Annotated in this window: 11 protein-coding genes and 3 pseudogenes; 11 read left to right on the forward strand and 3 right to left on the reverse strand. The window is 60.1% G+C overall.

What is annotated here, in order from left to right; all coding sequences use genetic code 11:
* Positions 1-130 precede the first annotated feature (130 nt).
* The 9 genes and pseudogenes from U4012_RS00475 (at position 131) to U4012_RS00515 (ending at position 15,487) form a co-directional block, all read left to right on the forward strand.
* Complete coding sequence (locus U4012_RS00475; protein ID WP_321795223.1) at positions 131-2,521, forward strand: hypothetical protein; 2,391 nt, start codon at positions 131-133, stop codon at positions 2,519-2,521.
* Between the two features lie 555 nt (positions 2,522-3,076).
* Entirely contained in the window at positions 3,077-4,261 is a 1,185-nt protein-coding gene (locus tag U4012_RS00480) for a polysaccharide biosynthesis/export family protein (RefSeq protein ID WP_321795225.1), read from the forward strand.
* 426 nt (positions 4,262-4,687) lie between these two features.
* On the forward strand, positions 4,688-6,475 hold the full coding sequence (locus U4012_RS00485; RefSeq protein ID WP_321795227.1) for a serine aminopeptidase domain-containing protein: 1,788 nt from the start codon (positions 4,688-4,690) through the stop codon (positions 6,473-6,475).
* A gap of 326 nt (positions 6,476-6,801) precedes the next feature.
* The gene (locus U4012_RS00490) at positions 6,802-7,995 is read left to right on the forward strand and encodes a glycosyltransferase (RefSeq protein ID WP_321795983.1); all 1,194 of its coding nucleotides are present in this window, start codon (positions 6,802-6,804) and stop codon (positions 7,993-7,995) included.
* Positions 7,996-8,034: 39 nt separating this feature from the next.
* Complete coding sequence (locus U4012_RS00495) at positions 8,035-9,288, forward strand: flippase (protein ID WP_321795229.1); 1,254 nt, start codon at positions 8,035-8,037, stop codon at positions 9,286-9,288.
* A gap of 90 nt (positions 9,289-9,378) precedes the next feature.
* A complete protein-coding gene (locus U4012_RS00500; protein WP_415750341.1) occupies positions 9,379-10,836 on the forward strand; it encodes a hypothetical protein in 1,458 nt (485 codons plus the stop codon).
* A 2-nt stretch (positions 10,837-10,838) separates the two neighbouring features.
* Positions 10,839-12,185: a cellulase family glycosylhydrolase gene (locus U4012_RS00505; protein ID WP_415750342.1), complete on the forward strand. Its 1,347-nt coding sequence runs from the start codon at positions 10,839-10,841 to the stop codon at positions 12,183-12,185.
* A gap of 44 nt (positions 12,186-12,229) precedes the next feature.
* Positions 12,230-14,539 carry a GNVR domain-containing protein gene (locus U4012_RS00510; protein ID WP_321795233.1) on the forward strand — a complete coding sequence of 770 codons (2,310 nt, stop codon included), beginning with the start codon at positions 12,230-12,232 and terminating at the stop codon, positions 14,537-14,539.
* Between the two features lie 177 nt (positions 14,540-14,716).
* Positions 14,717-15,487 (forward strand): annotated as a pseudogene (locus tag U4012_RS00515) (IS5 family transposase).
* Between the two features lie 23 nt (positions 15,488-15,510).
* Here U4012_RS00515 and U4012_RS00520 read toward each other — a convergent pair.
* Positions 15,511-16,998 (reverse strand): cellulase, encoded by a 1,488-nt coding sequence (locus U4012_RS00520; RefSeq protein WP_321795987.1) that lies wholly within the window; start codon positions 16,996-16,998, stop codon positions 15,511-15,513.
* Between the two features lie 586 nt (positions 16,999-17,584).
* Here U4012_RS00520 and U4012_RS35870 point away from each other — a divergent pair.
* Positions 17,585-17,710: pseudogene (locus U4012_RS35870) on the forward strand (IS5/IS1182 family transposase); the annotation flags it as partial.
* 335 nt (positions 17,711-18,045) lie between these two features.
* Here U4012_RS35870 and U4012_RS00530 read toward each other — a convergent pair.
* The gene (locus U4012_RS00530) at positions 18,046-19,218 is read right to left on the reverse strand and encodes a beta-glucosidase (protein ID WP_321795235.1); all 1,173 of its coding nucleotides are present in this window, start codon (positions 19,216-19,218) and stop codon (positions 18,046-18,048) included.
* A gap of 366 nt (positions 19,219-19,584) precedes the next feature.
* Positions 19,585-19,782: pseudogene (locus U4012_RS00540) on the reverse strand (transposase); the annotation flags it as partial.
* Between the two features lie 428 nt (positions 19,783-20,210).
* On the opposite strand from U4012_RS00540, the gene U4012_RS00545 reads away from it, so the two are divergent.
* The gene (locus U4012_RS00545) at positions 20,211-22,019 is read left to right on the forward strand and encodes a ShlB/FhaC/HecB family hemolysin secretion/activation protein (protein ID WP_415750348.1); all 1,809 of its coding nucleotides are present in this window, start codon (positions 20,211-20,213) and stop codon (positions 22,017-22,019) included.
* Positions 22,020-22,381 lie beyond the last annotated feature (362 nt).

A 22,381-nucleotide genomic window follows, 5' to 3' on the forward strand; every position in this document is an offset into this window, starting at 1 on the left:
TTCAACTCGCCGGATGGCAAGTCATGCAGCGAAGTCACCGGAGACGAGGGAGCCGACGACCGTTGCCGACGCTGCGCATCCGGCGCATTTCACTCTTTTGCGTGCTTGTCGGCGCGCGTCGAGGATCGATATGGCATTTCAACTTCAGGACCGCGTGAAAGAAACGACCACTTCCACCGGTACGGGTGTTCTGTCTCTGGCTGGTGCAATGACGGGATTCCGGACTTTCTCATCGGTATGTGCAAATACCGACACATTCTATTACGGGTTGCAGGCCGTGAGCAGCACAGGCGAGCCGAGTGGAAACTGGGAAATCGGAATCGGCACGTACACGGCCAGCGGAAACACGCTGTCGCGCACCACTGTTCTGGCTTCAAGCAACGGTGGCGCGGCAGTCAGTCTTGCGGCGGGCACCACGCAGGTCTGGATGGATCTTCCGGCGGCGCTTCCCGCCAATTTGCCGGTCAGCGCAAAGTATTTCGGCGCGAAGGGGAACACGCGAATCGTCAACGACGGCGTAACGACAGGGGGATCCACCGCCTTTTCGTCGGCATCGGCGGCGTTCACCGCGGCGGACGTGGGCAAACGCATCGACATCGCGACCACCAATGCGAATGGCGTCGCGACGTTGGTTGTGTCCACGACGATCACGGCAATCGTCAGCGCGACACAGGTCACGCTCGGGAAGGCAGCGGCGGCGAGCGCAACCGGCGCCAATGTCGTGTACGGCAGCGACGACGGCCCAGCCCTGACGGCCTGGCTGAATTACCTGATGACGATCTGGCCGGTCAAGGGTGATCTGCCCGCGGGCGTCTACTATTCAAGCCTCGCGCTTCCTGCGGTCACGAAGCCGATAGCGATCTTCGGACACTCGAGCCGCACGTCGATCATTCAGTTCGGCGCAGGCGTCGGCGGACAGTGCTTCACAGTGTTGAACGTGGGTTTCAACAGCGAAACGACGGACCTGCCGCAGACGGGCAACGTGTCATGGACGTCCAACACGGCGGTGACCGCTGGCTGCGTGCTGCGAGACTTCACCCTTCAGGGGAATCGCGCGTGTGCGTCGTTGCAGCACGGATTGGTGCTGCAAGGCAATGTGGACTGGCTCGACGTCGCTCACGTGAATTGCCTGTATTTTCGCGGTGGCGGCGTGTTGTGGACGGACACCGGGAGCGGGTCGACCCAGGCACGCGCGAACGTCCGCGAAGTCAACCTGAGCACGATGAAGATTCGACATTGCGGCGACATGGCGACGAATACGCCCAGCTTCGGCATTTATCTTGACGACAGTCCGGCCGCCGCCGCGTCCGATTCGTCGAACCTTTTCAACCTCGACAATATCGACATCATCTTCAGCAACGGCACGGCGCTTGCCGTACAGGATCGCCGCACGTCGAACACGGGTTATCCGCTGTATGGAATCCGGGCGCGCAACATCCTGCTGCACGACCGGATGACCACGATGGGTCTCGGTACCGGGCGTATGTTCAGTGTTGTCGGACAAGTGACCAATTGCGTTTTCGACATCAACTTCCCGTTGAGTGCGCGGAACGACTACGCGGCCGAGATCCTGCCGAATCCGAACTTCAATGCATATCCTACCGACAATGAATTTATCTTTGCGTTTCCGCAGACCGTCAAGGGCGTAATTATCGGCAACGTCGGATACAACGCAATCAAGCTTCGGAACTACTTCGGCAGCGGCGAGGCGGTGTTCATCTCGACCGAGAGCCCATACAATCTGAGAATCGACTGCGAGACCGACAGTGTGTTCCAGCCGATTCCTTCTGCGATGACGCTGACGGGCGCCGGCGCCGTGGCGATCCCGGGCTGGCGTTTCAATACGACGCCGAATTTGCCGATTTTCATGCCGGTCCTGGCGGCCAACGGCACCGGCGATACGACGCTGGCAACCATCTTCGGCATCACCGGAACGATTACGCGTGCGGGCAGCGTGACGGCGGGAACGGACACGTACACGTTCACGCCGTCCACGTCCAACACGTCGTTCATTCCCGCCGGAGAATATTTTTCAAAGATTTGCGTCAACGCATCGCAAGGCAACGGCGTCGCCGGCCGCTACAAGTACATTCCCGAGGACCGATACGGCCGAGCGACCAACAGTGCATGGGCAAGCGGGCGCCTGCTGCAAATGTGGCCGTGGCAATTTCATATCGAGAACGCAACCGGGCTGGTTCGCTACAGCTACGGCGCACCGGCCGCCGACAATGCGGGCAATGCGATGGCGCTGTGGGCCGGCGGGTTTGTCGGCACGAACTCGACGCCGAGCGTGACTGGCCTGAGCAAGCTGACGGCGAACTATGCCGTGCCGACGACGCTAACTAACCTGACCGGCGGAATTGATGGTCAATCCGTCAAGATCGTGGCGACCAATGGAAATTGCACGATCGCGAACAACGCCAATATACAGACGACAACCGGGGCAAATGTCGCCATGACGACCGGGCAGGTGCTGACCTTCACGTTCGATGTCACGATGAATAAATGGTGTGGTGGTTGACGAGGTTGCAATAGAGACGTCGTGACACGACCCGCCTCGGCAAGGCGCACCGATCGGCGCGCTCTTTTTGCGCCGATGGATCTGGCGACCGTGCTTGAAGCAGCCGGGCGACCGTTTCAGGCGGTTGGTCGGCGCAGCGTGGTGCGCGATCTTCGGGGGGCAGATCGGATGTTTATGTGAAGATAGGTTTTCGGTGGTATTGCTCACATACACGCGGTGCCAGACAGTGTCCAATCAAATATCAGCGCGTGAGCACCTCGGCCGGAGCGCGACCGGCAGGGCGGTGCCGGCGCGGATTGCCCGGTGTCGTATCGGGCGACGTTCGATGCGGCGATACATGTGGCGCGCCGGTGCGCAGTACGTCGTCATGGGAGCGCCGGCCGACGGGATGCGGACGCGCGCGGCATGGTGGCGCTCATGATGACCTGTACGGATCGACGTGCGGGTGACGTGCGGTGCAAGTGCCGCGCGGCAGTGCGGCGCGCGCCGTGCCGGCGAGCGTAATGCGGTGATCCGTCGTGTCGGGCGGGTTCCGGCACAGTTTGGAAAGACGCGATGTCAATTACTACACATTCCATATCGAGGCTCGGTTCGCCGCGACTGTTCGCGGCGGCGGTGACCGTGTGTGCGCTGAGCGCATGTGCATTTGCGCCCGGCATGACGTACCATGCGCCGGCTGAACGCGACGCGAATGCGCGCGTGGGCGTCGCCGCATCGGGCGCGGGCGGCCTCGACGGCGTGCAGAACGTGTCGAGCGAGGACCTGATCGAGATCACGCCGGCGTTCGTCGAGCAGCAGCACGCCAGCCGTTCCGCCGGCGTCGACGCCGAAGTCCGGCACCTGTTCGGCACGTCGAAGGCATACGTCATCGGTCCGGGCGACGTGCTGAACATCGTTGTATGGGATCACCCGGAACTGAACCTGCCGACGGCGCAGGCGACGAATGGCGACAACATCGGCACCAACTCGGTCGCGGCGGGCTATACGGTCGACGCGAGCGGCAACGTGCAATTCGCATACGCGGGCCTCGTCCACGTGGCAGGAATGTCCGAAGCGGAGGCGCGCAAGGCGCTCACCAGGCGACTCGGCGAATACGTGCGCAACCCGCAGATTGCGCTGCGCATCCAGGCGTATCGCAGCAAGCGAGTCTATCTCGACGGCGAAGTGCGCACGCCCGGGTTGCAGATCATCAACGACATGCCGATGACGCTGCCCGAGGCGATCGATCGCGCAGGCGGTTTCACGACTGCGGCCGATCGATCGCAAGTCATGGTGACGCGCGGCGGCAAGACGGTGAACGTGAGCCTGCCGGCGATGATTGCGGCCGGTGTGAATCCGTCGAACATCCTGTTGCGCGATGGCGATCTGGTGCGCGTGCGGGCGACGAACGAAGCGAAGGTGTTCGTGCTCGGCGAGGTGTCGCGCCCGGCGACGCTGATATTGACCGACGGGCGAATGAGCTTGGGCGAAGCGCTCGGCGACGCGGGCGGCGTGAGCCAATACACGGCGGACGCGCGACAGATCTACGTGGTGCGCCGCGGGCCCGGCAACCGGCCGCTGGTCTATCACCTGGATGGGAGTGCGCCGGCATCGTACGCGCTCGCCGACCAGTTCGCGCTCGAGCGTCGCGACGTCGTATTTGTCGATGCGTCATCGCTGGTGCGCTGGAGTCGTGTCGTGAACCTGCTGATTCCGTCTGCGGCGCAGGGCGCGCTGACTGCCCGTGCCGTTGCTCCGTGAAACCCGCTTCGAATGTCGTGCTCGCGATTTTTCAGCTTGCTGAAGGGTGCCGTGCGAATTCATCGTCTCCGCCTGACCAGTGCGACGGTGAGGTGGGGAGTATTGAAATTGTAATGTGACGTACGGAATACGTCAGGATTGAGTGGTCTACTACCGGTAGACATTCGGGCGGGGCCGTTTGCCCGGTGCATCGAGGTCATCCAGTGTGAAAAATCGTAATATTCCGTAATGCGAATCAATAACATTCTCAGAACCCGTCTCAACATGGAAGGGCTCGCGGATCGGGGTGGTCCTCGGCGAATGCTCGCGCGTAGTACGCACGCATCTCATTGCACGCCTGAGCAATGATCGTCCGCTTGCTCCTTGGCCTGCGGCAAGCATGCATTGAAATCCGGCCCATCAGACACTTAAAACAAGGACCAAACCATGACACCCATCCAGTTCGATGGATGCGTCGGGTGGCTTCACGAGGGTAATCGACCACATGGCATCGTCATTTGCGAACCGCTCGGCCATGAGGCACTTTGGCTTCACAAACTTGTGCGTTCAATCGCTGAGCATCTCGCCGACCGCGGTTTCCCGGTACTACGCTTTCACTATCCGACGAGCGGCGATTCGCTCGGAGACGAACGGGATTCCGAACGCTTCGACCACATGCTCGAGAGCATCCGGCATGCCGTTCGGACGTTGTGCGAAAACGCCGCGCTGGACAGCCTGACGCTCATCGGCGTGCGCGCTGGCGCGGCATTGGCGTTCCTGGCTGCGGACGGCATACCGGGGCTTACGCGTTTCATCGCACTTGCGCCTGTTGTGCGTGGCCGCAGCTACGTGCGAGAGCTTTCGCTCGTCGCGCAACGTTGGCTCGATAACGCCCCTCCGACCGTGCGGGATGCGGTTCGCGACGAACGGGGGTTCAACGTACTCGGCCATACTTATCCGGACGATCTCGTCGGCGCGCTGCGGCGCATCGACCTGTGCCAGGCTGCTAGCCGTATGCGTACGTTGCCGGCGCGCGCGTTGCTCGTCGATGTACCGTATGGCGACAGTCCGGCGTTATCGGACGCGCTGCAGGAGCGCGGTGTCGTGGTGAGCATCCACACGTGTTCGGACTGGGCGGTCACCATGCGCGAGCCGCACTGGTCACGGCTGCCCAATGCGCTGCTCGAGACGATCGCGAACTGGATCGACGATGGACCTGATGCAGCCGTTCGCGCCGCAGTGCAACGCCCTGCGTCCGGCATTGAATTGACCGGAAACGGCAGCGTCGAACGGGTGATTTGCGTGGGACCGCAACAGCTGGTTGGCGTGTTGTGCGAACCGGCCGGCGACTCCATCCGCGTCGCGGCACCAACACTGCTGATCGCCAATACGGCCGCCAATCCGCGTGCCGCCGACGGGCGCCTTGCAGTTCGGCTGGCCCGATCGCTCGCGGCGCTCGGCATCCGCAGCCTGCGCATCGATTCGAGCGGCATTGGAGACAGCAGCCGGCGCGCACGCGACGACCAATCGGACATTCCGTATTCGGAGCAGATGATTGCCGACATGGTCTCCGCCGCGCGTTGGCTGAAAGAGGCCGGTCATCACAAGATTGTCACGTTCGGGATCTGCTCCGGGGCGTACGCATCGCTTCATGCCGCCGCGTGCGGACCGCTTGCCGGCGTGATCGCGGTTAATCTCCCGGTTTTTGTCTGGCCGCGCGGAGAGACGCTTGCGACTGTAGTCAATAACCAGACCAATTCGATGCGCGGCTATGTCGCATCGTTGCGCAGCGTCGACAAATGGCGCCGCCTGCTGCTCGAAGGTCGCGATCTGCGTCCGGTATTGCGCGCGCTTATCCGCTTCCTCGCGGATTTCATGACCGTGCCGGTCAGGCGCCTCATGGAGCGTGTCGGCTGGGGGGCGGGCAAGGACACGCCACGCGGGTTACTGCGCGACATGTCTGCGCGCGGCATCCAGGCTCACTTCATTTACGGTACGTTCGATCCCGGCGTCGATGTCGTGGTTCGGCATTTCGGTCCCGTGTCAGGTGCGTTCGCGCACTTGCCGAATGTATCGGTCGATACGCAGGACGCACTCGATCATTCGCTGCACGGCAACGCCGCCGCGCAATACGTCATTGACCGCTGCGCGGAGTTGCTTGCCGGCTGGCATGCACCGGCAGAGCCTGCCGCGACCCCGAAAGCGGAAGCGGAAGCGAAACGGGTGACGCCGTAGCATCGGGCGAGCGCGCACCAAAACGAACGCGGCGCGGCCGCCGTGTCGGAGACGGCTGAATGAAGGGTAGATTGCCGGTGAGTGGGGCGGTACATGCCCCGGTGCGCCGGCCGGTCTGTTCTTAACCGCCCGAAAGTAAGCGTGCGAACAGAACCTTGGCTTTCGACACGTTATCGTGGCAGCGTCAATTTCTCGCGTTGCCCGCTTTCGGCGGCGTCGGCGCCATGAGGCTGTTCAGGAATGTTGATACAACGAAATTGCCGGAGATGCCGAAAAGTGAGCAAACTCTGCGCGCCGCAGTTGACGCGCCATGCAGGTTCGTCGTGATGCGTGTGCTAGTCATCAACGATTTCGTTCGCAAGGGTGGCGCCGAGGAAGTGTACCGGGTATCCGTCGACGTGCTTCGTGCACGCAACGACGTTGTGGTCGAAACCTTCGACGAGAACACACTGCCGACCGATGTTGGAAACAGCCGGCGCGCGCGCGCGTGGTCGCCTGTCGCTGCACGTACGCTCGTGACGCTGCTTGAGCGATTTCGTCCGCAACGGATCCTCGTGCACAATTACCACAACCTGCTGTCGAGCGCGATCCTGCCTGTGCTTGCCCGCTACAAGCGGCGCTCGGGATGTGGTTTATACATGACCGCGCACGACTACCATCTGTTGTTTTACAACCCGAGCTTGCTTGTCTATTCCCGCGGGCGCGCGCAACCGTTATCGCTCGACCAATTGCATCGCGGCAGACGTTTCGTTTTCACCGCCAGTCCACGCGGCTTTCTTCACGACGTCGCGAAGAAGTTGCATTGGCATGCAGTCAATGCGCTTTTCGACCCGCTTGGCCTGTTTGACGAGATCCTCTGTCCGAGTCCGTTCATGCATGACCTGATCGCACGGTGCGGTCGGACATCCGCCACACTTCTGCCGAACCCGATTGACTCGACGCTGGTTCCCCGTCCGCCGAAACCTGCCAGAGGCGATTTCCTCGATCTCGCGTTCGTCGGTCGACTGGAAGCGGACAAGGGCCTCGCTCAGTTTCTTGCGCTCATGAACGAATCGGCCGGCGATGCGATTGCGTCGCTCACTGTCTATGGTGACGGGTCGGAACGGAGCAACCTGGAGAAACATCACTCGACACTCGTCGAGTCGGGGAGGCTGCGTTTCGCCGGGCGCCTCGATCATGCGACGCTGTTCGCCGCGCTTCCAACGCACGATGCCCTCGTGTTGCCGTCGATCTGGGTGGAAAACGCGCCTCTCGTGATCGTCGAAGCGGCGATGCTCGGTCTGCCGGCGCTTGTACACGACATCGGAAGCCTGTCGACCTTCGGCGATGAGATCGGCAATAAGATTCGCTACCGGAATACGTCTGCAGACTTTGCGCGCGCACTCACCGAACTGCGCGCGCACCTTGACAAGGAAAATCGTCACTACGACTGGTCGCGTTACTCGGTCGAATGCTATGCGTCGTCGCTGTATGCCGTACTCGGCATTGGCACGGATGTACCGCGCACGTGGGCACATTGACAGTCGGCGCACTGTTCACACTCAGCCCCGGAAAGCACGATGATCGCCGTCCGAAAAAACTTTGCCTTGTTATTTTTGTTGCAAATCTCGACGTACGTCGTGCCGCTCGTTACGTTGCCTCTCCTGACGCGTGTGCTCGGTCCCCAACAGTACGGACGGTTGTCGTTCGTGCTTGCGGTTACGACGTATTTCATCAATCTGGCGAATTACAGCTTCGACCTGACTGCAACGCCGCGTGTCGCGCTTGCGAACGACAGGGTGGAGCGATCCCGCATATTCTGGACAACGGTTTGCGCCCAATGGGCAATTACCGTCGCCGGCTTCGCCGTACTTGTCGCGCTGACCACGCTCATTCCGCATTTCGCGGTGGAGCGCACGGCCCTGCTGATCGGATTCGGGATGGCGATCGGTGCCGCGCTTACGCCGGGCTGGTACTTTCAGGGAATCCAGAAGCTGAGCGTCTACAGTGTCACGGTGGTTGTGTACCGTGCACTTAGTGTTGTCGCCATCTTTATGTGGGTGCGCACGTCAGACGATCTCCTGCACGCGGTCGCCATCAACGCGGCAGTGCCGTTGCTTTGCGGGGTGACGTTGCTCGCGTACCTGTTCCTTCATCGTGAGATCGAAAGCGTCCGCGTACGGTTTGCCGACATCGCCACCGCCCTGAAGGGCGGCTCGCAGGTATTCCTCGCATCGACGTCGATCTCATTCTACGCATCGACGAATACCGTCCTGCTGAGTATCGTCTCGGGCAGTGTCGCCGCCGGCTATTTTGCCGCGGGTGACAAGTTGATCCGAGCCGCAGTCGGTCTGCTGCAACCGCTGAGGGCGGCAACCTATCCGCACGTAACCTATCTGATGCATCACGCGCGTGACGAAGCGTTTTCGTTCTTGCGAAAGCTGATCGTGATGCAGGGCGCGTTGGTGCTGGCAATGTCGGTAACGATCTACGCATGCGCACCGATTGCCGTTCGGATCCTGTACGGCAACTCGTTTGCGCCGACGATCGGCGTGCTGCGTTGCCTGGCTCTGGTGCCGTTCATGGCATGCATGACGGATCTGTTCGGCGTTCAAACGATGTTGCCGCTCGGTATGAAGCGCGCTTTCAGCGTCATCCTGATCTCGTCCGGTGTATTGAACGTGACATTGCTGCCGCCGCTTGCCATGTTGTTTGCCGAGCGCGGCGCGGCTATTGCGGTGTTGATCGCCGAAACAGCCGTAGCGGTCGCGCTCGTATATGTGCTCCATCGCGAACGGGCCGGTCTGATCAATCTGTCGGCGCGTTCGGGTTGACGCGATTCGCGCGCTGCCGATACGGAGGCGGTGGGGCGCGCCAGCGTGATGTTCCGAATTTACGATTGTTCCACGTCGCGGCCACTGAAAGTGTTGGTTGTCGAACTTTTCTTCCGATTGCACGACCCTATACTTGCGAAACAATCGGGCAGGACGGCGACGATTCACCGCGCCTGCACAGTGCAATTCGCCAGGATTGGCTCGCGCGAACGAGCTGATGGCCTTCTGCTCGATGACGTCGCGCGCATTATCTTCGCGTCGCTCTGCTCGAAAACTTGTGTACCCAGCGTCATGAATGGAAACCGATCGATTAGCCGGCTGTGGGCTGCAACATTCATGATCGCGCTCGCGAGTGAAGTATTTTCCGGCGCAATCCGCTATTACACGTCGCTCGCGGGAATTTCATTGCTCGGTTATCTGCCCAAGGCCTTGATGGTGGGCTGTATCGTGTTCGGCCTCGTGATACGCCCACGCGTCGACGCCATACTTGTTGCAAGTTTCCTGGCCATGCAGATGTGTGTGTCGCTCGCGAACGGTGTGAGTCTCGTGGCCGCATGTTTCTGGATATGGACGGTAGCGCCCCTGATGTTCGTGCTCCTCATGCCTCCCGGCGCACTTGACATGCTTGAGTCAAGCGCGATCCGGTTCGCGTTCGTCGTGCTGACAACAGCCTGCTGCGCAGGGGTCATGCTCAACTGGTTTGTACACCTGCCATGGGTTGGCGGCAGCATCGACGTCAACGGCGTCAATGTGCAGCTCGCGTCGTCCAACTATGTCGGCACTGTACCGCGCTTGCCCGGTTTCGGTCGAAGCAGTGCGACTACCGGCCTCGTGATCGGCCTGCTGACCGCGTGGCTCGTCCCGCGCCAGCGCAACGTGCTGGTAGTCGTGGCGCTGCTCGCGATGTCGGCGCTCGCGATCTGGGCTACCACCAACAAGACGACACTCATTGCGCTTTCGCTCGTGCTGCTTTGTTTCGCTGCGCTGAAAACACCGGGCCTCAGGCGTACCTGTATCGTCATGACGGTATTGATGGTCGTATTGCCACTCGCGGGATGGGTCATTGCCGCGACGACCAATGTGGGAGTCACCGATTCGGGGTCGCTCGCGTCGATGCAGGATCGGCTGTTGAATACCTGGCCGAAACTGCTCGATGGCATGGCGCGTGCAGACCTGCTCTGGTTTGGCATCGGGCCCGGCGGATTCGGTTCCGCGACGGCGTACTACACGGCCGACTTCGGTTTCAATACCGGCTACTCCGACAACGCCGCCCTCTATGTCGTCGCGAATATCGGTGTAGCAGGGGCCTTGCTCGTCATGCTCGTGTTCGTGCAGCGCGTGCTGGCCAGTCGTACCGATGACCCGAAAGCATGGCTGATGCTGCTCTTCGTGCTGTTGAGCGGTGTGACGACCGATATTTTCGAAGCGCTTGGCTGTCTGCTCTTCGCGGGCCTCGCAGTCCGTACGCTTACCGTATATGCTGGTCAGGAGACTCGATCCGGTCGGGATGGCCTGAGTCACGCTGCGACTTGGGCGGCGAATAGGTGACTATGACCATCGAACATGCACGCATGAGATCTTGGGCGAAGTGGTTCGCAACCGCGCTGCTCGGGGCAGCCGCCATATCGATGGTGTTGAATCCCGCCAGCTCGGACGAACCGGCGCTCGTGCTGCCGAATACTACGCAATCGTCGACGCTGCCTTTCGTCGCTCTCCCGCGCTTTTTTGATACGCGAGCGAATTCCGGTGTCGCGATTCACGAGATCGACGATCCGGTGCTGCTGGATGCGGTGCGAGCCGCCGGATTCTCCTTCGTCCGGACGGACCTGTTCTGGGATTCGGTGGAAATGCCGCAAGGCTGGAATTTCTCGCGCTACGATGCACTCGTCGCCAACCTGCGTGCGCGAGGGCTCGGTGCGCTGTTCATCCTCGGCTATCAGCATCCACGACACGCGCCCAAGCAGCCCCCGACGTTGCCCGCACAGGTCGACGCGTTCGCCGAGTATGCGACGCAGTCCGCGCGGCACTTTCGCGATCAGCCGGTACGCTTCGAAGTCTGGAACGAACAAGACCACAAGGACTACTGGCTTGCGCCTCCATCGCCGGCCGAGTACCGGAACTTGCTGCAGGCAACCGTTCGAGCGGTCAAAACCGCGAATCCGAATGCTGTCGTCGCGACGGGCGGCGTTCAGCAGGTCGACTTGCCATTCATTCGGGCGGTAGGCGATATCGGCAGCGCGTCGCAACCCGCGCCCGACGCGGTCAGCGTCCATCCGTATCGGCAAGATGAGCCCGAGACCGCTCTACGCGACTATGTCACGCTCGCGCAGGATCTTGCCACGTATCGTACCGTTCCCGCCATTTGGGCAACCGAGTGGTCGTATCCGACCTATGGATACAAGTATGTGTCGCACACCAGCGACGGCCACGATCCTGTCGCGCGCGAGCGCCAGGCTCGCTACGCGGTGCGACGCCTCCTGGTCGACTGGATTGCGCAGATCGGGCTCACGGCCTACTACGACATGCGCAATGACGGCGCCGACCCGAAAAACATGGAACATAACTTCGGTCTGCTCGACGCCGACAACACGCCACTGCCGGCGTACGTCGCGGTCCGGAATCTTTTCGTGTTCACCGCGAATGCACACGGCGCGCAATTGTTCCTCGATCCTGTTCGGCATTTCGCGCTCTTGCAATTCCGTGCCGAAGGCGTCGTGAAATACGTGATCTGGTGTTACGAAAGAAACAACACGCTCGACATTGACCTTTCACAGTTACCTGCCGCAGGTACGTCCGCGTCCGATCTGTATGGAGCGCCGGTCGACATCTCGCGTCGTCGACTGACGATCCGCGAGGAGCAGGGCCCGGTGTTCATCGTCTCAGCGACTGGCCGATAGCCGGCGAGCAAGATCGGAAACAGTCGCATCATCCAGAAAAAAACATGAAATTCAACGCTCGAAAGATTCAATATCCGCAGCGGATACCGGACGAATCCGGGGTGACACAGCTTTGGCATGTCGTTACGCAGCATCGTCGTCTGTTCTTCGCAACGATCGGCGCAACGCTCGTGACGGGCGTGTTGTATGCGCTGCTTGCCACGCCGCAATATCGGGCCGAAGCGCTTCTACGTGTCCAGACGAAGCCCGGTTCGTCGATCAGTTCGCTCTCTGACGTCTCCGGAACGATCATGGCGTCCCCGTCCGCGTCCGATGAAAGCGAGATGCTGATTTCGCGCGCGGTCATCGACAACGCGATCGATGCAACCGGTGCCGATCTCGATATCCGCAACGCAAGCCGGTTTCCGCTGATCGGTCCGCTTCTTGCATCGCGCTTCGATGCGGAAGACGCACTCGCGCCGGCGCTGCTCGGGCTGAGCGGTTACGCGTGGGGCGGCGAGAGGCTCGACATCGGCGAATTCTCGATTCCGAAAGCTGCGCTCGGCGATCGATTCAGAGTGGTCGCAGAAGGTCCGAACATCTGGACGCTCTATGACGACGACAACAACGCGCTTGCGCACGGCAAGGTCGGCGAAACTGTGTCATTCAGGCTTCCTGGAGAAGCAACGGCCGGCCGACTGCGCATCGACGTTTTGCGAGCGCGTCCCGGTATCGAATACTCGGTGCGCAAGCAGCCGGAGCCGCTTGTGTACGAAAACGTATCGAAGCATCTGAAGACGGTTGTGCCGAACCGCGACTCGACATTGGAATCGCCTTCGATGATCCATCTCAGCTATCAGGCGGACAGTGCACGGGAAGCAAAAAAAATGGTCAACGCGATCGTGCAGCAGTATCTGCAGCATGACCTCGCGTTCCGGACGGATCGCGCACGACGCAACCTCGATTCGTTGCGTCAGCGGTTACCGGGGCTGAAGCACGACTTGCAGAAAGCCGAGGACGATCTGAATCGATACCGGACACAGAACGGTGCGATCGACGTCGATCAACAAGGTGCCGCGTTGATTAGCAGACTCAATACCCTCGCGGAGCACCAGACCGCGTTGCAGATCTCGCTCGACGACGTCAGGCAGCACTTTTTGCCAAAAAGTGTCCAGTATCAGACGGTGCAGGCGCAACTCGACCAGGTGAAACGAGAGATTCGCGATACGAGTGCAATGGCAGCCAAATTGCCCACGACTCAGCGAGAATTTGTGCGCCTGTCGCGCCAGGTGGCGATCGCGACACAGCTTTACACGAGCGTGCTCACCAACGCGCAGCAGCTCGAGATCGCTATTTCGAGCGCAGCGCCGGGCGTGACAGCCATCGACTGGGCGGTAGCGCCGTTTCGGCCTGTCTGGCCCAGGCGCGGCATTATCGTGCTAGGCGCGCTGTTCGCTGGAGTGTTCTTAGCACTGACGGGCGTGCATCTGCAGTCGCTGTACCGCCGTGAACTGTATTCGCCGGCTGCGCTGGTGAGGCTGACCGACCGACCGTGTCTCGCGGTCGTGGCGTCGTCGCCAGCATTGGCGGCCGCGCCCGGCCAATCTCGCTCGGCGGCGTTGCCGCTGGCAGCCACGCATCCGGACGACGAGGGGGTCGATTCGGTGCGCGCATTGCGTGCCAGCCTGAAGATTGTGCTCGCGGAGCCTCATAAGGGCAGTGGAGGCAAGGTCTTGCTGTTCACGGGGGCGAAAGCTGGAGTCGGCTGCAGTTTCGTGTCGTCGAATCTTGCATATCTGCTGGCGAGAACGAACGCCAGCGTACTGTTGATCAACGCTGACTTGCGCACTTCGTCGACGGCCGGCGGCCCAGGTCTCGCTCAGGTGCTCGACGGCTCGATGTTGCCCGATGCCGTGACGCTACGCGTGGCGGGAAGTCAACTTTCGATCATGACGGCGGGCTTACCGGGCAAAACGTCAGCCGGCGAATTGTTCGAAGGCACTGAACTCACGAAGCTCATCGCATCGGTACGCCAGCGTTACGACTTCGTCGTCATTGACGGACCGCCGTTATTGCAAAGCAACGACGCGCTCGGCATCGTCGGCGCGAATTGCGACGCGCACGTACTGGTTTCGCGCAGCGGCTTGACGCGCGCCGCCGACGTCGAGGCTGCGTTGGTGCGTCTGCGGAGCATCGGTGCCGATATAGCGGGGCACGTCTTCAATGCAGACAAGGGTTCGAGTAAAACGGTCGTCAAACTCTTGCGTACGCGTGGCGTTCCGGTTCGTTCGACGGAGCGCCAGAGGGGGGAATTTCGGGAATTTCCATTCCGCGGATTCGTGGAACGGCGCCGGCGAAACCAGGAAAAGGCGTGAATTCGAACGCCTTCCGGATTGAATCTTTTACAGCGCCGGATATCGGAGTTCGGAGGGAGTCGATCGAAGTGTCCGTGCACTGTCTGGCTTGGAGACGGTTTCAAAAGGAGTCCAGGAGGCTGTCAGCTTTTTCGGCATCCTGTTAGCCTTGGCCGCCGAGACAGACGGGCCAAGGAGATGGGTAAGCCACTCATTGATGACGAACAGTGGGCACTGATCGAACCACTGCTATCTCCGCCTGCCGCACCGCTTCAAGTACCTCGGTCGCAAGCCAGCAGCGGACCGTGCGGCTTTGACGGGCACTCGTTGGCGCGACTTGCCGTCCGAAATGGAATGCGGCTCGGGCGTAAGTGGTTGGCGCAGGCTGCACGATTGGCAGCCTGCCGGCGTGTGGAGTCGACTGCACGCGGTGCTGCTGGCGAAACCGCGAGCAGCCGGGAAGATCAACTTCTCCCGTGTGCCGTCGACTCATCGTCGATTCGTGTGGTTGGGGGGGCGAAAAACTGGCCCGAACCTCCCCGATCGAGCGCGACTAGGGTCGAAGCACCACATCGCCACCGCCGCCAACGGAACACCGATCGCGGCAATCCTGACCGGCGCCAATCGTAACGACATCACCCAACTGGTTCCGCTGATCGCGGCCATCGTGCCGATCGGCGCGGCGGCGTGCGTGATCGGCCTCTGAGCCGTCCTGCCCGCGTCAACGCCGACTGTGGTTAAGGCTGCGACAAATACAGACGCATCCTTCACGAGCGGTGCGGTTACCTGCACGGTAGTAGCCTTGGAACAGTCCGTTGGGTCGCCGAGCGTACTCATGCTTGGCTGCATCATTTCCGCCGCCTGCGTATTCGTTTTGAACGTCGCGCCGATATTCAGGAAGCGTTCCTCAAACTCTGCTGTTACCTGATCTGCCGGAATACCCTGCGGCGAACCCGGCAGTCTTTATGAAACCGTCTCTTGGCGGATTACCGTCAACATCCAACTTGGCTTGGATTCGACCAAAATCCGTAGGTAAGCGCAAGTGCCATCGACCGTATACAAGCGGCTGCGACCTTGGGGAGCCCCGGAGTACCTGTCGTTCCAGTCGTGGAGCCGAGCGTCACGATGCCAAAGTACGGTTCGTAGATGGTTGTACTGGTCGGTAACGAAAACGCCTGATCCGAATAGGTATATATGTACACCGGACCGTAAGTACCCTTCGGTTGCTGTGCAACCCAGGCCATCAACGAACTATATTCGCGTCTCTGGTTGGCCTGTGTCAGATACGGCGACATCTGCATGGTTTGAAAATTGGCGTTCGTATATTGCGTCGAGGAACCGCCCAATTTCCCCGTGAAGTTCGTCGCGCCATCGGAGCCGGTGGTTGGCGCGCCGAATTCCGTGAGGACAATTGCTTTTGCTCCATCGCCGTTCGCACTCATCAGGTCGCGCAGGCTCGTACCCGTATAACTTGCGAAAGTATTTCCATTACTCGATGGCCAGCCGTACGACGGTGATGTAAAGGAATGCCACATGATGTTGAACGCATTCGAATATTGCGGGTATGTGGTGTTGAGCGTCGCGCTTGGGCACTGGTTGGGCGCTGATTGCCAGTCGTCGAAATAACAATACGGATGATGGGCAAGTGCATCGAAATACCCTCGGGCACCGTTCGCGTACATCACCGCCAACCAGTCACGCGAATTCCACTGTGTTGGTGCGGGATAACGTGGATTAGTCGAATGAACAAGCCCTGCCACGCCATGCGACGGAAGTGCGCCAGTTGTGTTGTTCGGATACGTGGTACAGCCTGCACTCCCCCCCGCATATACGTAGGCCGCTGGATTTGCCTGCTTGATGGCAGGATATGCGGTCTTCAGAAGAGTCGTATAAAGTGCCGGATCATGGGGCATAAAATCGATGCCGCAGTTAGGCTCGTTCCAGATTTCCCATGCGTCGATTTTGCCGCCGTAGCTATCGCTGCTGTAATGCTTGGCAGCGGCACGAGCAAAGTCGGTGTAGAGAATCGGATCCGGTGCGCATAGCCAGGATGAAACCCCGTTCGTCTTCTGATAGCTTATCGAGCATTCCAGACTTGCTGCCCAAGGAGGAGTCAGCAAAATTAAGCCAAGGACTCGTAGGCCATTGTTGCGGGCCGCACGGATGATCGTGTCCGTCACCCCCCAGATCAATCCGCTGCTCTCGTTCGGATTGGGGTCGTTGACATTGATCATCGTTTGCGAGGGTTGCGTTTTCGCCCAGTTGATTTCGATCCGAACCCATTGGGCGCCTGTCGCTGCAAGACCAGCCATGTAGTTGTTGATGGCTTGTGTTGGGTTGTTTGGATTCTGGGTGATGATATCGTTGATTTCGCTGCCCAAATTGATGCCAGGCTCGGGTATATTCGTCTGTCCGATTGCTATCCGGCATCCAAGCAGCGCCATAATGAGCACTGCCCAACCCAACCCGAGTCTAGTCATGCTCGACCGGTCGTGTTGAATGTCGAATTTTTCATATCTTGCGAGATTTGGCGGGAATTTAATTATTTTGGAAATCATGATTGATTCTCCAATAATAAAATTGCCATGGATATATGTTTGTGAGGTAAATGTATTGGATTATATTTCGATTGCCAGCCTCCTTGTAAGGTTGTGGTCGTTGGTGTTTTTTATTTGACGTCTTGCGTGATTTGTGAAAAATATAAATTTCACGTCATGGTTTGTATTTTATCCGGAATAATGAGATGGTAAATTGGACTGATGTCTCGGGGTGTCCTAAGGCGTCAGTCTTGATGTGATGAGATGCGAATTAATAAATTCAACGAACGTCTTGGGACGTCTCGAGACGTCTCGGGTATCTATGCCGGAGCGGCCGAAGAAACCGGAAGGCTCAGAGTCGCTGACACAAACCCGGACATGAGGCTGCGAACGTCATATCGCCGCGGCATGGCGAGACGCTAAATCAGTTACGAGTTATAGGTGGCGCTGGAACGGCTGATTCCGGAATTCACGCCACCGCCCATGGTTGGACGGCGGCACACGGTCGATGATCGAGCAGCCCTGAACGGCCGGTCGCGGCGTGGAAAGCAGTGAGTGGCTCGGACGGCATCGCTGGGTTGTCGAGCGCACACCTGTCCGGTTCGAGGGGGCTGCTGTCGTTATCTGCTCGCGATTCGTGGATGACTTATATTAGCGGCTCTTGGTCATCAATCTGAATTATTGGAAGAAAAATCAATAGCGCCAGCGACGTGTACGACACTGCTGCTGGCGCGGGTGAGCGGCGTAGATCCTTCTTCAATTCTTCTCCATAATTTCAGGATCGGAATTGCTCGAACGGTGGGAAACGCAATTGTCAGGTGCGATTGCGCGGTTATGGCCCAGCTACCATCGGCTGATGGAATCACCAGGCTATATCCCGCTCGCGGAAGCTGAGGCAGTCTACTACCGGCAATGCTGTAATATTGTTGCCGCGGCAGTATTAATTTAAATCAATCAGCCTTCGCGATTACCAGGTCGATTGACCTTGTGCTATTGCACCATCGCCGCATGCGCCGCGATCATGGATTTCAACGTGGCGTAACGTGGTTTTTGGTTTGTGCCGTCGGTCATCAATCCAAACGTGCCACTCGTGTCGTCGTAAAGCTCGTACCAGTTGAAACCGATGACGTTGTACGTGGCCTTGGCCGCGACAAGCTCAGGGATGGTTTTCGTGATGTAAGCCTGTGCTTGCGCCTCGGTGAAATCCTGATTAATACCAATTTCGGTAAAAACGATCGGGAGGTTGTAGCTCGACTTCAGGCGCGCCAATACGTTGTATGTTCCAGAGGCGGCCACTGCATTCTCGAAGTCTCCTCCGTCCGAGTACCAATGCCATTGGATGACGTCGGGCGTGATCTTCGGGTGGCCAGTTGTTCCATCGGGTTGAGTACCGGTCATCAGGCCATCCAGAAACCCGAAATGCACCCATCCTGACGTCGCGTTCGCAATGAGCTTCGTTACGTGACGGGTATCGACCGAGCGCCAGCCGTCAAGGTACCCGCGCAGCGAACCGCGCCAGATCGGAAACGTGGAATTGTCATAATCCGAAATTTTCTCGCCATCACTTAAAATCGGTTTGTTATGACTATCGAGGTCGTACTCATTGCCAAACTCCACCATGGGAATGCCCGCCAGCTTGGTCGCCGCATATGCAGCGAGGCTGTACGCATAGGCGTAAGCACTCTCTTCGGTCGGCTGCTTTCCGTTCAAGGATGGGTCGTTCCATGGGTACGCTTCGATCATCGGGAGAATAGTCACTTTCGAGCCGAGTCCCGGGATAATCGTGGCTGCGGCGGTGTCGATATGATTCGGTATCCACAAATCCTGCCGATAGCTTTGAACTCCCAGATCTGCGAGGGTCGCCGCCTGAGTAGCAAGTGGGACCGATGAGAAAATGCCGCCTTCCACGTAGTGTCCGGCTACGCCAAAAAAGGGAACTGCCGCGGTGGTTGACGCGGTGGTCGTTGACGCGGGTGACGTAACCGATGCCCCGGCAGTGCTGTTACTACTGTCACCGCCACCGCTACAAGCACCTAGCGAAAGACCCAGCAGTGCACCAATGATGGTCAACCGGAGGCCGGTGAGCAGCTGTGATGGTCGTGAAATTGAAAGGATGGCGAAAGATCCGGAGAGGCGTGCTAAAACAGTGAAGCGAAATTTCATGAGATATCCTGGCCGTTTATATTCGATGAAATGTGTTTGCTCTCCCTACCTCGACTCCACGTGCAGCGAGGCATGCAGCGATCGACCTGGCCTCGTTGTCGACGAGGGCGGGGTAGCCGATTGAGGTCGGTAGCGTTTCCGATTGCAATGGCCTTCGATTCAATCGACGATGTCCGGGCGGGATCGGGCGCGCATTTCGTTCTGGAGAGCGAACGGGTCGATCATCAACGCTTCGCTACCGGCGAGCGGGCGCGGCCAGCGAGCAGCGAATATATCGGGCTCTTCTATTACTGGCAACCTGCACAGGCGTGTTTCAATGACCGATCGCCTGCCGCATTACGCTGCGCTTCTGTCTGAATCAGATCGCCGCGTAACCCGTTTGACGTTGTCCAATGTGTATTGCACCGTGTGCACCAGCCCGGAATCGGCGTCCTGGCCGATACGTGCTTTCATGCCGAAATACCACGGGTTCCCGTTCTTGTCCTGGTGCATCTCCGGTTTGCGTTTGCCCGACGTATTCCTCGTCGACCTCACGGTGCGGATCAGCGTCGCGTCCACCATCGTGCGCGCAGCATCAGCCTGACCCATTCAAGCCGAAGGCCGAGAAGTGTCATGTTCCATACATAGGAACGAAAAGGCGTGCGATAACCTTCATTCGATCGGAATGGTTTGGAGAGAGGCGGGGCTCGCGTTGTCGGGCACTGCTTCACGAGCGTTCGCCGAGACTCCAGGCAGGAAGCAGTTGCGATGTCGTATTCGTTTCGAGCGACGTCGGGGTAGATGCCCGGCCCGACGCGTCGCGACAGTCGGGCCGGGATTCCTGCAGCCGGGCGCGCCGGGATCACGCTAACCGATCCTGCATCGCATCGCACGTCGTTTTGCGGTTTTTCTCTCCGTTATCGTAAAAGCCCTTGTCCGCGTTCTTCAAGCATGTCGTGGGTGCTGCCGGCAAGCTGGCGTCGAGCCTGGTGTGCGCCTTTGCGACGCATTGCATGTCGGCCATGGCATCTGCCGAGCAGCCGGCGGAATGGCAACGGTTGGCCGGTCGATTGAAAAGATCGGCTTCCTGCCAGCTGCGTGCCGTACCCGTCTTCGCGCTCGCATGGCTCGCCGTCTCGGTGTCGCATGCTCAATCGTATCGCGCCGTCGCGCCGTTGCCTCCGCCCGTCACCAGCCAGCCCCCCGCGCCAACGTTGCCTATTGACCGCTCCATCGACGTGGCGGTCGCGCGCCTGCACGGCATCGCGTTTGTTCGCGCCGATGCTGTCGGTCAGCCGGATTGCTCAAGCTCATCCAGCATCGACGGTGCTGTTCGTGCAACCGAGCTGCCGCTGCTCACACGCCCGTTCCTCGACCGGTTTTCCGCCGACATTGGCCATCCGCTGAGCTTCGCGCGGCTCGCCGAGATTCGGCGAGCGGTCGTGCAGGCCTATCGAGCAGCGGGGCGGCCACTCGTCGACGTGTACCTGCCGGAACAGGACGTGAACAGCGGCGACGTGACGATCGCGGTGGCGGAATTCCGGGTGGGACAGGTGACGGCGCGTGGTAACCGCTACTTCTCGTCGGCTCTGCTCGAACGCGAGATGCGGCTGCACGCGGGCGGCACGATCAGCGAAGCCGACATCGGCGCTGGTCTAGCGTTGCTGAACGCGAACCCGTACCGGCGCGTCGACGTCGTCTACGCGCCCGGCGAGGGGCCCGGCACGACCGACGTCGTGCTGCAGACCGACGATCGGCTGCCGCTGCGGGTCTACGCCGGCTACAACAACGACGGCGTCCCGCAACTGGGCCGCGACCGTATGCTCACGGGAATCGACTATGGCAACCTGTTCGGCTCGGACGTCCGATTCGGCTATCAGATGACCGCGAGCAACGACCTGCTGAGCGGCACCCCGGATATCGGGGGCCACCCGAACGGGCCGCGTTTCATCGCCCATGCGATGAGCCTCGTCGCGCCGCTGCCGTGGCTCGACAGCGTCGAGCTTTTCGGGTCGTTTGCGCGCAGCACGCCGCGCTTGCCGGACAGCTATGCGCAAAGCGGCATCAGCGCGCAGATCAGCTTCCGCTACGACCGGCGGTTGCCGTCAGTCGGCGCGTGGCAGCAGCAGGTGCAGGCCGGCTACGACTTCAAGCGGTCGAACAATGATCTGGAATTCGGCGGCTTTCAGGTGTTTAACGCGAACACGCACGTGCATCAGTTCGTGTTCGCCTATGACGCGACGAAGCACGACACGTCCGGCGACACGCATCTGAACGTGACGTTGGTTGCGAGCCCCGGCCGTCTTGACCGCGACAATGGCGCCGACGCGTTCGACGCGTCGCGGCTCGGTGCGACGCCGCGCTACCAGTATCTGCAGCTCGCCATGCATCGCGACCTGCCGCTCGGCGCGTCGAACTTCACGTGGTCGACGCGCGCGCAGGCGCAGTGGACCGGCAACACGCTGCTGCCGAGCGAGGAAATGAGCCTGGGTGGCGATGCCACGGTGCGTGGCTACGAGCCCTACGCGGCGCAGGGCGATCGCGGCTGGAACGTCCAGACGGAACTGCGCGCGCCGGCGTTCGGTGTCGGTATCGGGTCGCTGGAGCCGTTCGCGTTCTTCGACGCCGGCCACGTATGGAACCGCATCGTGCAGCCGACGGAGCTCAACAATGTGTCGCTTGCTAGCATCGGCGCGGGCGTTCGGTTTCAGGCCGACCGTTTCGTCAGCGTGCGCGGCACGCTGGGTTTTCCGTTGCGCGCCGTGGCGCCGAATGGATCGAGGGCGCCGTTGGCGGAAATCTTCGTGGTGTTCGGCTCGTAGGCGCTCACGACGTGGGTAAGCGACTTGCGAGGCCATCGATATTCGGATCGACGAGGGGATGGAAAGGTGGCGGGCCGAATCGTCGACTGGATCGAAGGCAATTACGGTCGGCAACGCCCGCACGCGTCGATCGACTACCTTGCCTCAGTCGACCACGAGGCCAGGTTCATCGCTGCATGAGTTGCCGTACGTGAAAGCGAGGCAGGGTCAATCTGTCGTCTCGTCAGAAGTGTAAGCGTTCGCACATCCGTCGATTGGGCCACCCGCTACGCTTGACCACGGTATGTCGTCGTATGAAAGCAAGACTTCGGTCGGTGTGAATCCTGCTCCACCTGTCCGTTTCGATTCGGCTGGCGCACCGC

This window comes from Burkholderia sp. BCC1988 (assembly GCF_905339895.1).
Lineage (GTDB): Bacteria > Pseudomonadota > Gammaproteobacteria > Burkholderiales > Burkholderiaceae > Burkholderia.

Bases quoted from the DNA above. Each gene is read 5' to 3' on its own strand.
- U4012_RS00490 (WP_321795983.1), top strand. From the start codon at position 6,802: ATGCGTGTGCTAGTCATCAACGATTTCGTTCGCAAGGGTGGCGCCGAG.
- U4012_RS00495 (WP_321795229.1), top strand. From the start codon at position 8,035: ATGATCGCCGTCCGAAAAAACTTTGCCTTGTTATTTTTGTTGCAAATC.
- U4012_RS00505 (WP_415750342.1), top strand. From the start codon at position 10,839: ATGACCATCGAACATGCACGCATGAGATCTTGGGCGAAGTGGTTCGCA.
- U4012_RS00530 (WP_321795235.1), bottom strand. From the start codon at position 19,218: ATGAAATTTCGCTTCACTGTTTTAGCACGCCTCTCCGGATCTTTCGCC.
- U4012_RS00545 (WP_415750348.1), top strand. From the start codon at position 20,211: ATGTCGGCCATGGCATCTGCCGAGCAGCCGGCGGAATGGCAACGGTTG.
- U4012_RS00510 (WP_321795233.1), top strand. From the start codon at position 12,230: ATGAAATTCAACGCTCGAAAGATTCAATATCCGCAGCGGATACCGGAC.
- U4012_RS00485 (WP_321795227.1), top strand. From the start codon at position 4,688: ATGACACCCATCCAGTTCGATGGATGCGTCGGGTGGCTTCACGAGGGT.
- U4012_RS00520 (WP_321795987.1), bottom strand. From the start codon at position 16,998: ATGACTAGACTCGGGTTGGGTTGGGCAGTGCTCATTATGGCGCTGCTT.
- U4012_RS00475 (WP_321795223.1), top strand. From the start codon at position 131: ATGGCATTTCAACTTCAGGACCGCGTGAAAGAAACGACCACTTCCACC.
- U4012_RS00480 (WP_321795225.1), top strand. From the start codon at position 3,077: ATGTCAATTACTACACATTCCATATCGAGGCTCGGTTCGCCGCGACTG.